This window comes from Blastococcus sp. KM273129 (assembly GCF_021698995.1).
Lineage (GTDB): Bacteria > Actinomycetota > Actinomycetes > Mycobacteriales > Geodermatophilaceae > Blastococcus.
The window spans coordinates 51,858-68,387 of the sequence record NZ_SSXB01000003.1 but is presented as its reverse complement, the minus strand read 5'-3'; the positions used below and the strand labels follow the sequence as shown (position 1 = coordinate 68,387).

Annotated in this window: 18 protein-coding genes; 15 read left to right on the top strand and 3 right to left on the bottom strand. The window is 72.6% G+C overall.

Going from position 1 to position 16,530, the window contains the following annotated elements; translation table 11 throughout:
• The first annotated feature begins 42 nt into the window (after positions 1 to 42).
• From E9565_RS01930 to E9565_RS01880, 11 genes are all read left to right on the top strand, one after another.
• Complete coding sequence (locus E9565_RS01930) at positions 43 to 291, top strand: hypothetical protein (RefSeq protein WP_236824676.1); 249 nt, start codon at positions 43 to 45, stop codon at positions 289 to 291.
• Positions 288 to 1,115 carry a F0F1 ATP synthase subunit A gene (gene atpB / locus E9565_RS01925; protein WP_236824675.1) on the top strand — a complete coding sequence of 276 codons (828 nt, stop codon included), beginning with the start codon at positions 288 to 290 and terminating at the stop codon, positions 1,113 to 1,115. The genes E9565_RS01930 and atpB overlap by 4 nt, the downstream gene beginning before the upstream one ends.
• A gap of 114 nt (positions 1,116 to 1,229) precedes the next feature.
• A complete protein-coding gene (gene atpE / locus E9565_RS01920; protein WP_236824674.1) occupies positions 1,230 to 1,457 on the top strand; it encodes an ATP synthase F0 subunit C in 228 nt (75 codons plus the stop codon).
• Between the two features lie 52 nt (positions 1,458 to 1,509).
• The gene (locus tag E9565_RS01915; protein WP_236824673.1) at positions 1,510 to 2,082 is read left to right on the top strand and encodes a F0F1 ATP synthase subunit B; all 573 of its coding nucleotides are present in this window, start codon (positions 1,510 to 1,512) and stop codon (positions 2,080 to 2,082) included.
• A complete protein-coding gene (locus E9565_RS01910) occupies positions 2,082 to 2,954 on the top strand; it encodes a F0F1 ATP synthase subunit delta (protein WP_236824672.1) in 873 nt (290 codons plus the stop codon). The genes E9565_RS01915 and E9565_RS01910 overlap by 1 nt, the downstream gene beginning before the upstream one ends.
• A gap of 48 nt (positions 2,955 to 3,002) precedes the next feature.
• Positions 3,003 to 4,640, top strand: a complete 1,638-nt coding sequence (gene atpA / locus E9565_RS01905; protein WP_255714380.1) for a F0F1 ATP synthase subunit alpha — start codon at positions 3,003 to 3,005, stop codon at positions 4,638 to 4,640.
• Positions 4,641 to 4,644: 4 nt separating this feature from the next.
• Positions 4,645 to 5,616, top strand: coding sequence for a F0F1 ATP synthase subunit gamma (locus tag E9565_RS01900; RefSeq protein ID WP_236833952.1), 972 nt, complete (start codon positions 4,645 to 4,647; stop codon positions 5,614 to 5,616).
• Positions 5,617 to 5,664: 48 nt separating this feature from the next.
• Positions 5,665 to 7,107, top strand: coding sequence for a F0F1 ATP synthase subunit beta (atpD, locus tag E9565_RS01895; RefSeq protein WP_236824670.1), 1,443 nt, complete (start codon positions 5,665 to 5,667; stop codon positions 7,105 to 7,107).
• A 184-nt stretch (positions 7,108 to 7,291) separates the two neighbouring features.
• Positions 7,292 to 7,480: a hypothetical protein gene (locus E9565_RS01890; RefSeq protein ID WP_236824669.1), complete on the top strand. Its 189-nt coding sequence runs from the start codon at positions 7,292 to 7,294 to the stop codon at positions 7,478 to 7,480.
• Between the two features lie 140 nt (positions 7,481 to 7,620).
• Positions 7,621 to 8,010, top strand: coding sequence for a F0F1 ATP synthase subunit epsilon (locus tag E9565_RS01885; protein WP_236824668.1), 390 nt, complete (start codon positions 7,621 to 7,623; stop codon positions 8,008 to 8,010).
• A 21-nt stretch (positions 8,011 to 8,031) separates the two neighbouring features.
• A complete protein-coding gene (locus E9565_RS01880) occupies positions 8,032 to 8,433 on the top strand; it encodes a DUF2550 domain-containing protein (RefSeq protein WP_236824667.1) in 402 nt (133 codons plus the stop codon).
• Between the two features lie 7 nt (positions 8,434 to 8,440).
• On the opposite strand, the gene E9565_RS01875 is transcribed toward E9565_RS01880, so the two are convergent.
• On the bottom strand, positions 8,441 to 9,052 hold the full coding sequence (locus tag E9565_RS01875) for a cob(I)yrinic acid a,c-diamide adenosyltransferase (protein WP_236833951.1): 612 nt from the start codon (positions 9,050 to 9,052) through the stop codon (positions 8,441 to 8,443).
• A 177-nt stretch (positions 9,053 to 9,229) separates the two neighbouring features.
• Between E9565_RS01875 and murA the strand changes: the two genes are divergently transcribed.
• Positions 9,230 to 10,510 (top strand): UDP-N-acetylglucosamine 1-carboxyvinyltransferase, encoded by a 1,281-nt coding sequence (gene murA / locus E9565_RS01870; protein ID WP_236824665.1) that lies wholly within the window; start codon positions 9,230 to 9,232, stop codon positions 10,508 to 10,510.
• Here the strand turns inward: murA and E9565_RS01865 are convergent.
• Complete coding sequence (locus E9565_RS01865; protein ID WP_236833950.1) at positions 10,507 to 10,836, bottom strand: hypothetical protein; 330 nt, start codon at positions 10,834 to 10,836, stop codon at positions 10,507 to 10,509. The two genes, murA and E9565_RS01865, sit on opposite strands and share 4 nt — an antisense overlap.
• A 100-nt stretch (positions 10,837 to 10,936) precedes the next feature.
• On the opposite strand from E9565_RS01865, the gene E9565_RS01860 reads away from it, so the two are divergent.
• From E9565_RS01860 to E9565_RS01850, 3 genes are all read left to right on the top strand, one after another.
• Positions 10,937 to 12,955, top strand: coding sequence for a protein meaA (locus E9565_RS01860; RefSeq protein ID WP_236833949.1), 2,019 nt, complete (start codon positions 10,937 to 10,939; stop codon positions 12,953 to 12,955).
• Between the two features lie 257 nt (positions 12,956 to 13,212).
• Entirely contained in the window at positions 13,213 to 13,983 is a 771-nt protein-coding gene (locus E9565_RS01855; RefSeq protein WP_236824662.1) for an enoyl-CoA hydratase-related protein, read from the top strand.
• A 233-nt stretch (positions 13,984 to 14,216) separates the two neighbouring features.
• On the top strand, positions 14,217 to 15,563 hold the full coding sequence (locus tag E9565_RS01850; RefSeq protein ID WP_236833948.1) for a dicarboxylate/amino acid:cation symporter: 1,347 nt from the start codon (positions 14,217 to 14,219) through the stop codon (positions 15,561 to 15,563).
• A gap of 52 nt (positions 15,564 to 15,615) precedes the next feature.
• On the opposite strand, the gene E9565_RS01845 is transcribed toward E9565_RS01850, so the two are convergent.
• Positions 15,616 to 16,497, bottom strand: a complete 882-nt coding sequence (locus E9565_RS01845; protein ID WP_236833947.1) for a hypothetical protein — start codon at positions 16,495 to 16,497, stop codon at positions 15,616 to 15,618.
• Between the last annotated feature and the right edge of the window lie 33 nt (positions 16,498 to 16,530).

The following is a 16,530-nucleotide window of genomic DNA, read 5'->3' as shown; positions in this document are numbered from 1 at the left end:
CCGCGCCCTGCACCTCACGCTCGTCAGCCCAGCGGGGCCGACATGGCCTGGGGGGTCACCGGGACCTTGCTGTCCGGGATGGCCGTGTGGGGCGGGGCCGGGTGGCTGCTCGACCAGTGGCTGGACACGCGCGTGTTCTTCCCGGTCGGGATCATCCTCGGTGCAGCAGTGGCCATCTACGTGGTGGTCGTCAAGTACGGCACCGTCCCCCCGACCACCGGGGGGACGGCGAACAGCGCCACCGCGGGCCGGCGACGGAGCCGGCCCAGGACGCAGAAGGGACAACGGTGACCTCCAGCGCCCTCGCGCTCGACGGCGTGCTCGCTGTGGAGAGCGACCCCGGCGGCGGCTTCGTGGCCCCTGGCGTCGGGGAGTTCTTCCCCGAGACGCTGTTCGGCTTCTCGGTCCTCGGCATCCAGTTCGACATCGACCGGATCATCCTGGCGCTGTGGCTCGCGACCGCGGCGATCCTGGTCTTCCTGGTGATGGCCGCGCGGAAGGCGGAGATCGTCCCGGGCCGCCTGCAGTTCGTCGGCGAGTCGGGCTACTCCCTGGTGCGCGACGGCATCGCCCGCGACGTGGTCGGCCCCAGAGGTCTGCCCTTCGCGCCGTTCCTGGCGTCGCTGTTCTTCTTCATCCTCGCCAACAACGCGCTGGCGATCATCCCCGGCATCCAGATCTCGCCGATGGCGCGGTTCTCCTTCCCGCTGGTCCTGGCGGCGATCTGCTGGTTCGTCTACATCGGCGTGGGGATCAAGAACCAGGGCCTGTGGCCCTACTTCCGCGACATCATGTTCCTGCCGGGCGTGCCGAAAGCGGCTTACATCCTGGTGACGCCGCTGGAGCTGCTGCAGAACTTCATCGTGCGGCCCTTCACCCTGGCGATCCGACTCTTCGCCAACCTGTTCGCCGGCCACATGCTCCTGGTGACGTTCGCGCTGGGTGCGGTCTACCTGTTCCAGGTCGGCAACTTCTCCGCGGTCTTCTTCCCGCTGTCGGCGCTCATGGCCATCGTGATGACGTTCTTCGAGCTGCTGATCATCTTCCTGCAGGCCTACGTCTTCACGATGCTGATGGGCACCTACCTCAACGGTTCCGTCGAGGCCGCGCACTGATCAGCTTCGTGGTGGCCGGTACGCCGGCCCTCCGCAAGCGCACCACCGCTTCCCGCACCACCCCGCAAGCCGCCCGGCACCCGCTGGGCGACGACACAGGAGGAAACACCCGCAATGGATCTTCTGGCACAGGTCACCGGCAGCGTCGGGTCCATCGGCTACGGCATCGCCACGATCGGCCCGGGCATCGGCGTGGGTCTGGTCTGGGCCGCCTACATCCAGGCGACCGCCCGCCAGCCCGAGTCGGCCGGCCTCACCCGTACCTACGCCTTCCTGGGCTTCGCGCTCGCCGAGGCGCTGGCGCTCATCGGCTTCGTCGCCCCCCTCGTCTACGGCACCTGATCCGTACGCCGCCCGCGTACGGTCACCCATTCCAGACAGGGACGTTGAGAGCATGAGCATCCTGGCAGCGGAGAGCCCGAACCCGCTCATCCCGGTGGTCGGCGAGATCATCATCGGGACGATCGCATTCGCGGTCCTCCTCTTCGTGATGTGGAAGTTCGTCGCGCCCGGCTTCGAGAAGGCCTACCAGGCGCGTCGCGCGGCGATCGAGGGCGGCATCGAGCGCGCCGAGGCCATGCAGGCCGAGGCCAAGGCCGCGCTGGAGCAGTACCGCGCGCAGCTGGCCGAGGCCCGCAACGAGGCCGCGCAGATCCGCGACCAGGCCCGCGCCGAGGGCCAGCAGATCCTCGAGGAGCTGCGGGCGCAGGCGCAGGAGGAGTCGGCGCGGATCGTCGCCCGCGGCGAGGAGCAGATCGCTGCTGCCCGCCAGCAGGTGGTCAACGAGCTCCGCGGCCAGGTCGGCGGCCTCGCCGTCGAGCTCGCCGGCCGGGTCGTCGGCGAGTCCCTCGCCGACGAGGCGCGCCGGCAGGGCACGGTGGACCGCTTCCTCGACCAGCTCGACGGGATGGTCGCCGGCAGCCCCGACGGCCGCAGCGGCAGCACCGTCGCCGGGGGCACCCGCTGATGGACGCCTCGAGCCGTGCGGCGCTCCTCGCCGCCCGGGACCGGCTGGACGAGCTGACCCGGGATCCCTCGGGGTTCCTCGGGAAGGCCAAGGACCGGCTCACCGGCCAGGCCCGCGCCACCGGCGCCGAGGAGCAGCTCGCGCTGGCCGAGGAGCTGTTCTCGGTGGCGCGGCTGCTGGACGCGCAGCCGTCGCTGCGCCGGGCGCTCACCGACCCCTCGGGCAAGCCCGAGGAGCGGGCGGCGCTGGTGCAGCGGCTCTTCAGCAGCCGGCTCTCCCCGGTCGCCCTCGACGTCGTCGAGTTCAGCGTCCGGCAGCGCTGGTCGCGGCCGTCGGACCTCATCGAGGGCGCGACGTCCCTGGCCACCGAGGCGGCGTTCGACGCGGCCGGTGCCCGCGGCGAGCTGGACGGCGTGGAGGACGAGCTCTTCCGCTTCGGCCGGATCGTCGAGGGTGACCGGGAGCTGTCCCGGATCCTCAGCGACCGCAAGGCCCCGGCGGCGGGCAAGGCGGCCCTGCTCGACCAGCTGCTCTCCGGCCGGGTCAGCCCGGTGACCGAGCTCCTGCTGCGGAACGTGCTCACGACCTCGCACGCCGGCACCGCCGGGGTCGCGGTCGAGCGGCTCTCCGACATCGCCAGCCGGCGCCGCGGCCAGTCCGTGGCACGGGTGACGACGGCGGTGGCCCTCACCCCGGCGCAGGAGCGGCGGCTGACCGAGGTGCTCGGCCGCATCTACGGGCGCACCATCGGGTTGCAGGTGACCGTCGACCCGACGGTCCTCGGGGGCCTCCTCGTCCAGGTGGGCGACGAGGTCATCGACGGCAGCATCGCCCACCGGCTGGAAGCCGCCCGCCGGCAGCTCGCCGGCTGACCGCCCACCACCACAGATCACGACCCCGCAGGGAAGAGGACCAGAGCCATGGCCGAGCTGACGATCTCCGCAGAAGAGATCCGCAGTGCCATCCAGAACTACGTCACCGAGTACTCGCCTGACGTCTCCCGCGAAGAGGTCGGGATCGTCACCGAGTCCGGCGACGGCATCGCCCGGGTCGAGGGCCTGCCCTCGGTCATGACCAACGAGCTGCTCGAGTTCGAGAGCGGCGTCCGCGGTCTCGCGCTGAACCTGGACGTCCGCGAGGTCGGTGTGGTCATCCTGGGTGACTTCTCCGGCATCGAGGAGGGCCAGCAGGTCCGGCGGACCGGCGAGGTGCTCTCGGTCCCCGTCGGCGACGGCTACCTCGGCCGCGTGGTCGACCCGCTGGGCAACGCGATCGACGGTGCGGGCCCGATCGCCACCACCGGCCGGCGCGCCCTGGAGCTGCAGGCCCCCACCGTCGTCCAGCGCCAGTCGGTGCACGAGCCGATGCAGACCGGCATCAAGGCCATCGACGCCATGACGCCGATCGGGCGCGGCCAGCGCCAGCTGATCATCGGTGACCGCCAGACCGGCAAGACGGCGATCGCGATCGACACGATCATCAACCAGAAGCAGGCCTGGGCCACCGGCGACCCGTCGCAGCAGGTGCGCTGCATCTACGTCGCGGTGGGCCAGAAGGGCTCGACGATCGCCTCGATCCGGTCCGCCCTCGAGGACGCCGGCGCGATGGAGTACACCACCATCGTCGCGGCCCCCGCGTCCGAGGCCGCCGGCTTCAAGTACATCGCCCCCTACACCGGCTCGGCCATCGGCCAGCACTGGATGTACGAGGGCAAGCACGTCCTCATCGTCTTCGACGACCTGTCCAAGCAGGCCGAGGCCTACCGCGCGGTCTCGCTGCTGCTGCGCCGCCCGCCGGGCCGCGAGGCCTACCCGGGTGACGTCTTCTACCTCCACTCCCGCCTGCTGGAGCGCTGCGCCAAGCTCTCCGACGAGCTCGGCGCGGGGTCGATGACCGGCCTGCCGCTCATCGAGACCAAGGGCAACGACGTGTCGGCCTACATCCCGACGAACGTCATCTCGATCACCGACGGGCAGATCTTCCTCGAGACGGGTCTGTTCAACTCCGGTGTCCGCCCCGCGATCAACGTCGGCATCTCGGTGTCCCGCGTGGGTGGGTCGGCGCAGATCAAGGCCATGAAGGCGGTCGCCGGCCGTCTTCGGCTGGACCTGGCCCAGTACCGCGAGCTCGAGGCCTTCGCCTCGTTCTCCTCGGACCTCGACGCCTCCAGCCGCGCGACCCTGGAGCGCGGCCAGCGCCTGGTCGAGCTGCTCAAGCAGGGCCAGTACTCGCCGTACTCGGTGGAGCGCGAGGTCGTCTCGCTGTGGCTGGGCACCACCGGCAAGCTCGACGTCGTCCCGGTGAGCGACGTGCGCCGCTTCGAGTCGGAGTTCCTGGACTACGTGTCCCGCAGCAACGACGGCATCTTCGACACCATCCGGACGTCGAAGAAGCTCGAGGACGACACGGTGCGGAACCTGGAGCAGGCGGTCGACGCCTTCTACGGCCAGTTCACCACCGGCGAGGGCGAGTCGCTCAAGGTGAACGAGCCCGAGGTCGAGGCCATGGACGCCTCGGAGCGGGGTCAGGAGCGCGTCCAGGTCAAGAAGAAGGCCTGACGCGATGGCAGCCTCTCTCCGCGCGCTGCGGCGCCGCATCCGCTCCACCCAGTCGACGAAGAAGATCTTTTCGGCGCAGGAGCTGATCGCCGGCGCGCGCATCGTGCGCGCCCAGGCCCGGGTGGAGGCCTCCAAGCCCTACGCCCGGGAGATCACCCGTGTGCTGTCGGCGCTGGCGTCCTCGGCGTCGCTGGACCACCCGCTGCTGACCGAGCCGGAGAACCCCCGCCGGGCCGCCGTCCTGGTGATCACCTCCGACCGGGGGTTCGCCGGCTCGTACAACGTCAACGTGCTGCGGCGGACCGAGGAGCTGCTCTCCCTGCTCCGGCAGGAGGGCAAGGAGCCGCTGCTCTACGTGGTCGGCCGGAAGGGGGAGACCTACTACTCCTTCCGCGACCGCGAGATGGCCGAGACCTTCACGGGCTTCTCCGAGCAGCCCGGCTACGCCGACGCCCAGCGCGTGGGTGAGCAGCTGATCGCCGCCTTCACCGCCGGCCTCGACGACGAGGACGGCGGCGGTGCGGGTGCCGACGGCATCGCCGGCGTGGACGAGCTGCACATCGTCTACACCGAGTTCCGGTCGCTGCTCTCGCAGGTCCCGGTCGCCAAGCGGATGGCTCCGCTGGAGGTCGAGGAGGTCGAGGAGTTCGACTACGAGCGGGAGGAGCGGGAGCGGGGCGCCGGCGCCACCGAGATCGCGCCGTCGTACGAGTTCGAGCCCTCGGCCGAGGGGCTGCTCGACGCGTTGCTCCCGAAGTACATCACCACGCGCATCTACGCGGCGATGCTCGAGGCGGCCGCCTCCGAGTCGGCCTCGCGCCGCCGGGCGATGAAGTCGGCCTCCGACAACGCCGAGGAGCTGGCGAAGAACCTCTCGCGGCAGGCCAACCAGGCCCGCCAGGCGGAGATCACGCAGGAGATCAGCGAGATCGTCGGTGGCGCCGACGCGCTGGTCTCGGCCGGCTCGAACGACTGACCCACCGAACAGCAGACCACCGAGCCCCAGGGCAGGAGAGCAGTACAGATGACCGTCACCGAGGACCGTCCGACCACCTCGCAGACCACCGGCAGCGGCCGCGTCGTGCGGGTCACCGGGCCGGTCGTCGACGTCGAGTTCCCGCGCGACGCGATGCCCGACCTGTTCAACGCCCTGAAGGTCGATGTCACGCTGGCCGACCTCAGCAAGACCATGACCCTCGAGGTGGCCCAGCACCTCGGCGAGAACGTCGTCCGCACCATCTCCATGCAGCCGACCGACGGCCTCGTCCGGGGCGCCGAGGTGACCGACACGGGCTCGGCGATCAGCGTGCCGGTCGGTGACGTGACCAAGGGCCACGTCTGGAACGCGCTGGGCGAGTGCCTCGACCAGCCGGGCTACGCCGCCGACGCCCCGCGCTGGGAGATCCACCGGCACGCCCCGCGGTTCGACCAGCTCGAGGGCCGCACCGAGATGCTCGAGACCGGCATCAAGGTCATCGACCTGCTCACCCCGTACGTGGCCGGTGGGAAGATCGGCCTCTTCGGTGGCGCCGGCGTGGGCAAGACCGTCCTCATCCAGGAGATGATCCGCCGGGTCGCCCAGGAGTTCGGTGGCGTGTCGGTGTTCGCCGGCGTCGGCGAGCGCACCCGCGAGGGCAACGACCTCATCACCGAGATGACCGAGTCCGGCGTCATCGAGGCCACCGCGCTCGTCTTCGGGCAGATGGACGAGCCGCCGGGCACCCGGCTGCGCGTCGCGCTGTCGGCCCTCACGATGGCCGAGTACTTCCGCGACGAGCAGAACCAGGACGTGCTGCTCTTCATCGACAACATCTTCCGGTTCACCCAGGCCGGGTCCGAGGTCTCCACGCTGCTGGGCCGCATGCCCTCCGCGGTCGGTTACCAGCCGACGCTGGCCGACGAGATGGGGGAGCTGCAGGAGCGGATCACCTCGACCCGTGGTCGCTCGATCACCTCGCTGCAGGCGATCTACGTGCCCGCCGACGACATCACCGACCCGGCGCCGCACACCACGTTCGCCCACCTCGACGCGACGACCGTGCTCTCCCGGCCGATCTCGGAGAAGGGCATCTACCCGGCCGTGGACCCGCTGGACTCCACCAGCCGGATCCTCGACCCGCAGTACGTCGGCAACGAGCACTACGACATCGCCCAGCGGGTGAAGCAGGTGCTGCAGCGCTACCAGGAGCTGCAGGACATCATCGCGATCCTCGGCATCGACGAGCTGTCCGAAGAGGACAAGGTCACCGTCAACCGGGCCCGCCGCGTCGAGCGCTTCCTGTCGCAGAACATGTTCGTGGCCGAGGCCTTCACCGGTCAGCCGGGTTCCTTCGTCCCGCTGTCGGAGACGCTGCAGGCGTTCAAGGCCATCACCGAGGGCGAGTACGACAACGTCCCGGAGCAGGCCTTCTTCATGTGCGGCGGTCTCGAGGACCTCGAGAAGAACGCCGCGAAGCTCAAGCGCTGATCCGTCGTCGGACACCCCCGAGGCCGGGTCCCTCCCAGGAGGGGCCCGGCCTCCGGCGTCCCCGGCGGCTGGGCGCGTCCTCCGTCGGGGTGAAATCCGCCCGCCGGGCCTGCGGTGCGCACGCCGGCCCGCCGACGATCCCGTCAGGCGCACCCGGCCGACGGGTGCCGGCACGGGGGGCGACGTGGAGCGGGACAGCGCAGTGGTGCCGCGCGGGGGCCGGGAGGCGCTCGACTGGACCTGGCCGCCGTACGCGCCCGTGGAGGTCCGCACCGCGGACTTCGACACCGAGCGCTGGGCGTCCGCGACGTGCGTCCGGCGCCCGTGGGTGCGCGTCGGGCGCTGGACGCTGCTCTACCGCCGCGCCGCCTGAAGACCGTTCCTCCTGCCCCCGCACCTCGCCGTCCCCCGCGAGCGGGAGGTGCCCCAGCCGCGAGCGGGTCCCTGCAGGCAGGTCGGCAGCCACACGTCGCTACAGTGAGCGTGACCCGTCCGTTCCAACCGAGGAGTGTCGTGGCGACCCTGCAGGTCGAGTTGGTGGCCGTCGAGCGCAAGATCTGGTCCGGCGAGGCGACCAGCGTCATCGCCCGCACCACGGAGGGCGAGCTCGGTGTCCTCCCCGGTCACGCGCCGCTGCTGGGGCAACTGGCCGAGGGTGGCGTCGTGACGATCCGCACCGAGACCGGCGAGGACATGGTCATCGCCGCCCACGGCGGCTTCCTCTCCGTCACCGAGAAGGGGGTCTCGATCCTCGCCGAGACCGCGGAGATCTCCAGCGAGATCGACGTGGAGCGCGCGCGTGAGGCGCTGCGCCGTGCCGAGAGCGAGGGCGACGACCCCGACGCGGTCGCCGCCGCGCGCCGCGCCCAGTCGCGGCTGAGGGCGGCCGGCGCGAGCGACTGAGCTCGACGGCGAACGCGCGGGATGACCACCGCCCTGTGGGTGCTGACCGGCGTCCTGCTGCTGCTCGTCGTCGTGGTCTTCCTGCTGCGCCGCCGCTTCCTGCTCTCGGGCCTCGGTGCGGTGACGATGTGGCTGCGCCCCGAAGGTGCGTCCCGGTGGTCGGTGGGTGTCGCCTGGTACGGCGACGACGCGCTGCTCTGGTACCGGGCGCTCTCGCTGTCGGTCCGGCCGCAGCAACGGCTCACCCGGGCCGGCTTCCGGGTGCTCGCCCAGCGACCGGCGCACCGCGACGACCTGGCCCTGCCGGCCGACGTCCTCGTGCTGCGGTGCACCACCGTCCAGGGGCAGCGGGAGCTGGCGATGGACCGTTCGACGGTGACCGGCTTCCAGTCCTGGCTGGAGTCGGCCCCGCCGGGCAGCTGACCGGCCCCTACTCCTGCGGCGCCGCGGCGGCGCGCTGGGCGTGCACGCCGCTGTGCGCACCGGGCTCCCAGAGGATGTCGCCGTCGGGGTTGGCCACCCGGCCGAGGATGAACACCAGGTCCGACAGCCGGTTGAGGTAGCGCGCCGTCTCGGGGTTGGTCCGCTCGGCGTCGCTCTCCAGCAGCGCCCAGATGCTGCGCTCGGCCCGGCGGACGACCACCCGCACCTGGTGCAGCAGCGCCGCCAGCGGCGTGCCCCCGGGCAGGATGAAGCTGTCCAGCTTCGGCAGCGTCTCGTTGTAGGTGTCGCACGCCGCCTCGAGCCGCTCGGTGTAGGCCGCCGTCACCCGCAGCGGCGGGTACTGCGGCTCCGCGACGATCGGCGTGCAGAGGTCGGCCCCGACGTCGAACAGGTCGTTCTGGATGCTGCGCAGCAGGTCGGCCAGGGCCGGCTCCGGGGAGCCGAGGGCGATCGCGACGCCGATCGCGCTGTTGGCCTCGTCCACGTCGGCGTAGGCGACCAGTCGGGGGTCGGTCTTGGCCACCCGGCTCATGTCGCCCAGGTGGGTCTGGCCGGCGTCGCCGGTCTTCGTGTAGATGCGCGTCAGCCGGACGGTCATGCAGCGAGCCTAGGAGAAGGACCCTCCTGCTCCCACACCTCGCTGGCGCTCGGCGCGGGTCCCTGCAGGAGGGTCGTTCCACACGTGCACCGCTCGCACGCTCGCGGCGGGCCTCTGCAGCAGGGCCGTTCCAGCACGTGGTGGGGCGTCGCCGCGGGGTCCCCGTAGGGTGGTCCGGTGCAGTGCTTCGAGGTGACCGGGGGAGCGAGGCTCGCGGGCCGGGTGCGGGTCACCGGTGCCAAGAACAGCGCCCTCAAGCTCATGGCGGCGGCGCTGCTCGCGCCCGGGCGCTCGACCATCGACGAGGTCCCCGACATCCTCGACGTGGCGATCATGAGCGAGGTGCTCCGCCGGCTGGGCTGCGCCGTCTCCTACGAGCGCACGCCCGGCAGCGGCGGCGGCGGCCGGCTGACCATCGACGTCCCGGACGCGCCCTCGACCGAGACCGACTACGACCTGGTCCGCCGGATGCGCGCCTCGATCAGCGTCCTGGGCCCGCTCGTCGCCCGCTGCGGCAGCGCGCGGGTGGCGCTGCCCGGTGGGGACGCCATCGGCTCCCGCGGGCTGGACATGCACATCTCCGGCCTGGAACGCCTCGGCGCCACCATCGTCAGCGAGCACGGCTTCCTCGTGGCGACCGCCCCCCAGCTCACCGGCACCTCGATCTGGCTGGACTTCCCCTCCGTCGGCGCCACGGAGAACCTGGTGATGGCCGCGGTGCTGGCCGCGGGGACCACCGTGGTCGACAACGCCGCGCGCGAGCCCGAGATCGTCGACCTGTGCCGGATGCTCGGCGAGATGGGGGCGCGCATCGACGGCGCCGGCACCTCCACGATCACCGTCGAGGGCGTCGACTCCCTGCAGCCGGTCGAGTACACGACCGTCCCCGACCGCATCGTGGCCGGCACCTGGGCGATCGGGGCGGTGATGACACGCGGCGACGTCGTCATCGAGCGGGGTGTGGCCGAGCACCTGACCGTCGCCCTGGACAAGCTCACCGACGCCGGGGCCGTCGTCGAGGCGCTGCCCGGCGGCATCCGCGTGGCCATGGAGGGCCGCCCGCGCTGCGTCGACGTCGTCACCCTGCCCTTCCCCGGGTTCCCCACCGACCTGCAGCCGATGGCGGTGGCGCTGGCCGCCGTCTCCACCGGGACCGCCCTGATCACCGAGAACGTGTTCGAGGGCCGGTTCATGTTCGTCAACGAGCTGGTGCGGCTGGGCGCCGACGTCCGCATCGACGGCCACCACGCCGTCGTCCGGGGCCGCGAGCGCTTCTCCAGCGCCCCGGTGCTCGCGACCGACATCCGCGCCGGTGCCGGGCTGGTGCTGGCGGGCCTGTGCTCCGACGGCGTCACCGAGGTGCAGGACGTGCACCACGTCGACCGCGGCTACCCCGACTTCGTCGACCAGCTGGCGGGTCTGGGCGCGGTGGTGCGGCGCACCGAGCGCCCGGGCTAGGAACCGCCGCCGAACGAGGCGGCCAGCTGCCGCGCGCGGTCGGCGTCCTCCGGGAACACCAGGACCTCGGCGCGGTGGGCCGCGGGGGACCGCACGGTGGAGCGGATGCCCGCGTCGGAGAGCACCGCCCGCAGCGCCAGTGCCGATTCGCGCTGGCTCAGCGTGGCGATGTGGGTGAGCAGCCCGTCGTCGGCCGGCTCGCGGTGCCGGCGGTCGCGGGCGAGGTCGCTGCCGAAGGCCCACCGGGTGAACAGCGCCAGCAGCGCGAACGCCGTCAGGGCGATGACCGGCCCCCCGGCGTGCAGCAGGCTGTCCGCGACCGCCACGGCCCTCCTCCTCCCGGGTGCACCCGTCAGCGAGTGTGCCACCGCACACATCGCCGGGCGGGGCTGCTACCGGCGGGTAACCGCCCTACACTCCGCCGGTATGCCGTTCCCGCAGAAGCCGGAGGAGCGTGACCGCCCCTGGGTCATGCGCACCTACGCCGGCCACTCCTCGCCGGCCGAGTCCAACGCCCTCTACCGCCGCAACCTGGCGAAGGGGCAGACCGGTCTCTCGGTCGCCTTCGACCTGCCCACGCAGACCGGCTACGACCCCGACGACGAGCTCGCCCGCGGGGAGGTCGGGAAGGTCGGCGTGCCGGTGTCCCACATCGGTGACATGCGCGCGCTCTTCGACGGCATCCCGCTGGACGAGATGAACACGTCCATGACCATCAACGCCACGGCGATGTGGCTGCTGGCGCTCTACCAGGCGGTCGCCGAGGAGCACGGCCACGACGTCAGCAAGCTCGCCGGGACGACGCAGAACGACATCATCAAGGAGTACCTGTCGCGGGGGACGTACGTCTTCCCGCCGGCGCCCTCGATGCGGCTGATCACCGACATGGTCGCCTACACGGTGACGGCGATGCCGAAGTGGAACCCGATCAACATCTGCAGCTACCACCTGCAGGAGGCCGGTGCCACACCGGTGCAGGAGATCGCCTACGCGATGAGCACCGCGATCGCGGTCCTGGACTCGGTCCGCGACTCCGGGCAGGTGCCGCAGGAGCGCTTCGGCGAGGTGGTCGCGCGCATCTCCTTCTTCGTCAACGCCGGGGTCCGGTTCGTCGAGGAGATGTGCAAGATGCGGGCCTTCACCCAGCTCTGGGACGAGCTGACGAAGGAGCGCTACGGCGTCGAGGACCCCAAGCACCGCCGCTTCCGCTACGGCGTGCAGGTCAACTCCCTCGGCCTCACCGAGGCGCAGCCGGAGAACAACGTCCAGCGCATCGTGCTGGAGATGCTGGCGGTCACCCTGTCCAAGGACGCCCGCGCCCGCGCCGTGCAGCTGCCGGCGTGGAACGAGGCCCTGGGCCTGCCGCGGCCCTGGGACCAGCAGTGGTCGCTGCGCCTCCAGCAGGTGCTCGCCTACGAGACCGACCTGCTCGAGTACGACGACCTGTTCACCGGCTCGGTCGTGGTGGAGAAGAAGGTCGCCGAGCTCGTCGAGGGCGCCCGGGCCGAGATCGCCCGGGTGCAGGAGATGGGCGGCGCGGTGGCCGCGGTCGAGTCGGGCTACATGAAGGGCGAGCTGGTCGCCTCGCTCGCCGAGCGCCGGCGCCGGATGGAGAGCGGCGAGGACGTCGTCGTCGGGGTCAACAGGTTCGACACCACCGAGCCCAACCCGCTCACCGCGGATCTCGACACCGCGATCATGGTCGTCGACCCGGCCGTCGAGGCCGCCGCCCAGGAGGCCGTCCGGAGGTGGCGGGCGGGCCGGGACCAGGAGGCGGCCGGCAAGGCCCTCGACGCGCTCCGCGAGGCGGCGGCCGGCGATGTGAACCTGATGCCCGCCACGCTCGACTGCGCTCGCGCGGGGGTGACGACGGGGGAGTGGGCCGGCGTGCTGCGAAAGGTGTTCGGCGAGTACCGGGCGCCCACCGGCGTCGCCGCCGCCGCCGGTGGCGGGGAGGCCGACGAGACCCTCACCGCGGTCCGCGAGCGGGTCCGCGCCACCGGCGAGGAGCTCGGCGGCCGGCTGCGGTTCCTGGTCGGCAAGCCCGGGCTCGACGGCCACTCCAACGGCGCCGAGCAGATCGCGGTGCGGGCCCGTGACGCCGGCTTCGAGGTCATCTACCAGGGCATCCGGCTGACGCCCTCGCAGATCGTGAGCGCCGCCGTCGAGGAGGACGTGCACGTGGTCGGCCTGTCGGTGCTCTCCGGTTCCCACCTGCAGGTGGTGCCGGCGGTCCTGCAGGGGCTCAGGGAGGCCGGTCTGGACGACGTCCCCGTGGTCGTCGGCGGGATCATCCCCGACAGCGACGCCCGCCGGCTGCGCGAGCAGGGGGTCGCCCGGGTGTTCACGCCCAAGGACTTCGGGCTGAACGACATCATGGGCCAGGTGGTCGACGTCGTCCGCGAGGCCAACGGCCTCCAGGACCGGGTTCCCGCCCCGGTCTGACCGCCGGGCCGAACCGGACGTCGACGCCGGGGGAGAAGCGCACGCGGTCGGGCGGGCCGGGCACATCGCCCAGCCCGGCCGTCCGGGCCGGTGCAGGCCCGAGCGGGTGGTCAGGAAGTGGTCCAGCCGATCCGGCTCGGGCAGCCGGTCGCCCCCCGGAGCGTGCGCCGGCTGCGCGCACCGGGCACCCACCCAGCTTCCCGCTCCCGCCGCTGATCGTCATTGCCGACCGCGGCCGGGCGTGGTGGGGTCGGGGCATGGCTGACGGTGCACCCCGGGTCGAGCGCGACGGTGACGTCGTCCGCATCACGATGACGCGCGCGGCGAAGCGCAACGCGCTCTCCCGCGAGCACCTGGGGCAGCTGCTCGCCGCCGTCACCGAGGCGGGGGAGAGCGACGCCGCGGCGATCGTGCTGGGTGCGGAGGGGCCGGTGTTCAGCGCCGGCCACGACTTCGCCGACGTCGCCGGCTCCTCGCTGCCCGAGGTGCGCAGCCTGCTGCAGCTGTGCACCGAGCTGATGCAGACCGTGCAGGACGTGCCGCAGGTCGTCGTGGCGCGTGTGCACGCCCTCGCCACCGCCGCCGGCTGCCAGCTGGTGGCGTCCTGCGACCTGGCGGTGGCGGCGGAGTCCGCGGGGTTCGCCGCGCCCGGCGGCAAGGGCGGCTGGTTCTGCCACACGCCGATGGTGGCGATCGCCCGCAACGTCGGCCGCAAGCGGGCGATGGAGCTGGCGCTGACCGGTGACGTCATCGACGCGGCGACGGCGCTGGACTGGGGGTTGGTCAACCGGGTGGTGCCCGACGCCGAGCTCGACGCCGCCGTCGACGACCTCGTCGCGCGGGCCACCCGGGGCTCGCGGGCCAGCAAGGCCTGGGGCAAGCAGACGATGTACGCCCAGCTGGACCGGCCCGAGCGGGACGCCTACACCACCGCGATCGAGGTCATGGCGGCGGCGAGCCGGCTCCCCGGCGCGGTCGAGGGGATGTCTGCCTTCCTGGAGAAGCGGCGCCCCGTCTGGCCCGACTGACGGGACCCCGTTCCTTCGTTCTCCGCAGGCCCGGGGCGAGCCTCCGGACGGGGCCGCGGTGAAGCCGGCCACAGGGCGGAATGCCCGGAGGTGCTGGGGGACTGACACACGCGTGCAGAACATCTGGGGGCTGACGCGGCGGCGCACCGTCGACTTCGGCCGCGTGACGGTGGAGCGCTGTCGGGGCTGACGCGCCCCCACCCGCTCCTCCACCCCCTCTGAACGGAAACATCGTGCTCGCTCGTCCCCGCCGTGTGCCCTTCGCGGCGCAGGTGCTCCTCGGCCTGGTCGTGGGCGTGGCCCTCGGCTTCCTCGCCCGGGAGATCGGCCCCGTCGCCGACGGCTCGCCCAACTGGCTCACCACCACCCTCCAGACCATCGGCAGCACCTTCGTCACGCTGCTGAAGACGCTGGTCCCGCCGCTGGTCGTCACCGCGGTGATCGTCAGCATCGCCAACCTCAAGCAGGTCTCCAACGCCGCGCGGCTGGCCGGGCAGACGCTGCTGTGGTTCGCCGTCACGGCGCTCATCGCCGTCGGCATCGGCATCGGGCTCGGCCTGCTCACCGAGCCCGGCCGCAACAGCTCGGTCGACGCCGCGGCGCAGCAGGACCCCACCCGCACCGGCTCCTGGTTCGACTTCCTGGGCGGCATCGTGCCCGGCAACGTCCTCGGCCTGCAGGGCTCGGCCGAGGGTGCGCTGTCGTTCAACGTGCTCCAGCTGATCGTCATCGCCGTCGCCATCGGCGTCGCGGTGCTCAAGGTCGGCGAGGCGGCGGAGCCCTTCCTGGGCGTCGTCCGCTCCGCGCTGGCGGTCGTCCAGAAGGTGCTGTGGTGGGTCATCCTGCTCGCGCCGCTGGGCACGGTCGGCCTGATCGGCAACGCCGTCGCCAGCTACGGCTGGGAGTCCCTGGGCTCGCTCGGCGTCTTCGCCGGCGCCGTCTACGCCGGTCTGGCCCTGGTGCTGTTCGTCGTCTACCCGGTGCTGCTCGGGCTGCACGGCCTCTCGCCGCTGCGGTGGTTCGCCGGCGCCTGGCCCGCCATCCAGCTCGCCTTCGTCTCGCGCTCGTCGATCGGCACGCTGCCGGTGACCGAGCGGGTGACCGAGCAGAACCTGGGCGTCCCGCGGTCCTACGCCTCCTTCGCCGTCCCGCTGGGCGCGACGACGAAGATGGACGGCTGCGCGGCGATCTACCCGGCGCTGGCGGCCATCTTCGTCGCCCAGTTCTTCGGGGTGGACCTGGGCCTGACCGACTACCTGCTCATCGCCCTGGTGTCGGTCGTCGGCTCCGCGGCCACCGCCGGCGTCACCGGCGCGGTGGTCATGCTGACCCTCACGCTGTCCACCCTCGGCCTGCCGCTGGCCGGCGTGGGCCTGCTGCTGGCGGTCGACCCGATCCTCGACATGGGGCGCACCGCGGTGAACGTGGCCGGCCAGGCGCTGGTGCCGACGATCGTGGCCAAGCGCGAGGGCATCCTCGACCTCGAGCGCTACCGGTCGACGCGGACGGTCGACCCGCTCGCCCCGGCCGAGGAGCGCGCCGGCGTGGACGCCGACCTGCGGCAGCCCGCCACCGCGTAGGCGGCGGGTCTCCGACGGGCCCGGACCTCGGCACGAGATCCGGGCCCGTCGCTCATCGGTCGGTCAGGTCCGCGCAGCCGGACTCGTGCGGCAGCAGCGGCCGCAGCACCACCGACCAGCGTGACCCGTCCTCGCCGACCCACGGGGTGGCCGCGTTGCCCTCCGCGGCCGCCCGCAGCACCGCCTGCGCCTGCTCGCCGGTGGCCGTCACGCACGTGGTCCCGGGCGCGATCGGCTCACCCGGCAGCGCCGGGCCCGGCCACGGCAGCTCGGCCTGCGGGGGATCCACCTCGACGTAGGGGCTCACCACCGCGGCCACGGCCTCCGGCTGGTAGGGCTCGGGGCCGCTCACCCGGTCGGCGCCCAGCGCGGCGACCGGGTCGCGCAGCGCCTCGGCCAGCTCCGAGAGCCGGGCGCGGGCGGCCGCCTGCTCCTCGGTGATCCCGGGGTCGAGCTCCCCCCGGGGTCCGGCGCCCATGCCCAGGGCGTACACCTCCCGGGTGACCGTCTCCCCGCCGGTGCGGATGGTGAAGCGGGTGCTGGTCACGTCGGCGACCGGCGGGGTGCCGAGGTCGCCGGTCTCGGTCACCCCGGCGGCGATCGCGCGGTCGACCAGGTCGCGCACGCCACCGTCGCCCAGCCGGTGCACCTGCAGGTTCGGCAGCGCGGGGGCCGGCCAGATGGCGATCACCGGGCCGTCGGTGATCAGCCGGCCGTCGGCGTACAGCGTGGCGGAGGGCACCCGTGCGGCGAGCATCGCCGGGGTGGTGAAGCCGCCGACCTCGCTGACCTGGAGCACGACGGTGGCGTCGTCGCCGGCGGGGGACGACGGCTCCGCCGGGGACCCGCCGGCACCACCGCCGGTGTCGGCGCAGGCGGTCAGGAGCAGGGCCAGGGCCAGCAGGCCGGCGATGCGCAGGGGACGGGTGCTCATACCCCTGACGACGGGCCGGGGTGGCCGGGAGGT